Consider the following 1404-nt stretch of genomic DNA (forward strand, 5'->3'; position numbering starts at 1 on the left):
GACCGGTGCCACGGGCGCGACTGGCGCCACGGGTGCGACCGGCGCCACCGGTCCGACCGGCGCGGGTGCGACGGGCCCGACCGGTGACACGGGCGCGACTGGCGCCACCGGTCCGACCGGCGCCACGGGCGCGACCGGTGCCACGGGCGCGACCGGTTCTACGGGTCCGACCGGTGCCACCGGTGCCACCGGTCCGACTGGTGCGGGCGCCACCGGTCCGACCGGTGCCACGGGCGCGACCGGTTCTACGGGTCCGACCGGTGCCACCGGTCCGACCGGTGCGGGCGCGACGGGTCCGACCGGTGCCACGGGCGCGACCGGCTCTACGGGTCCGACCGGCGCCACCGGTCCGACCGGCGCGGGTGCGACGGGTCCGACTGGTGCCACGGGCGCGACCGGCTCTACGGGTGCGACCGGCTCCACCGGTCCGACCGGTGCGGGCGCGACGGGTCCGACCGGTGCCACGGGCGCGACCGGTTCTACGGGTGCGACCGGCGCCACCGGTCCGACCGGCGCGGGTGCGACGGGTCCGACTGGTGACACGGGCGCGACCGGCTCTACGGGTCCGACCGGCTCCACCGGCCCGACCGGTGCGGGCGCGACGGGTCCGACCGGTGCCACCGGTGCGACGGGCTCTACGGGTGCGACCGGCTCCACCGGTCCGACCGGTGCGGGTGCCACGGGCCCCACCGGTGCGACTGGCTCCACGGGTGCGACCGGAGCCACAGGCGAGACGGGCGCCACGGGCCCGACCGGCGCCGATGGCCCCACGGGCGCGACCGGTTTCAACGGTCCCACGGGTGCGACAGGCCAGCCCGGCGCGACCGGTGCCACGGGTCCGACCGGCGCGGGTACCACGGGCCCGACCGGTGCCACAGGCCCGACGGGCACGACCGGTCCGACGGGCGTGGGCCCGACGGGTGCGACCGGCTCCACGGGCCCGACCGGCGCCGAGGGTCCCACGGGCGCAACCGGCTTCAACGGCCCGACGGGTCCGACCGGCGAGGGTGCCACAGGCGCAACCGGTGCCACAGGCCCGACCGGCGCAACCGGTTCGACAGGCGCGGGTCCGACGGGTGCGACCGGCTCCACGGGCCCGACCGGCGCCGAGGGTCCCACGGGCGCAACCGGCTTCAACGGCCCCACGGGTGCGACAGGCTCGACGGGTCCGACCGGGGCTACCGGCGGAACGGGCGCGACCGGCCCGGTCATCTGCTTCGCGCAAGGCACGATGATCCTGACGCCGGAGGGCGAGCGCCCGGTCGAGGCCCTGCGTCCCGGCGACGCCGTCGTCACCGCCGCGGGGGAGACGGTCCCGGTCCTCTGGGTCGGACACCGCCATCTCGACCTGCGCCGCCACCCGCGGCCCGAGCAGGCCCAGCCGGTGCGGATCGCCGCCCACGC

The 1404-nt window shown here is 78.6% G+C and carries 1 protein-coding gene; it reads left to right on the forward strand.

From position 1 onward, the window contains the following. Positions 1-907 precede the first annotated feature (907 nt). Positions 908-1404, forward strand: a 497-nt coding sequence (locus VQ03_RS35145) for a Hint domain-containing protein (RefSeq protein WP_280948562.1), incomplete at its 3' end; no start/stop codon positions are given.

Origin of the sequence: Methylobacterium tarhaniae, assembly GCF_001043955.1 — a bacterium.
GTDB classification, from domain to species: domain Bacteria; phylum Pseudomonadota; class Alphaproteobacteria; order Rhizobiales; family Beijerinckiaceae; genus Methylobacterium; species Methylobacterium tarhaniae.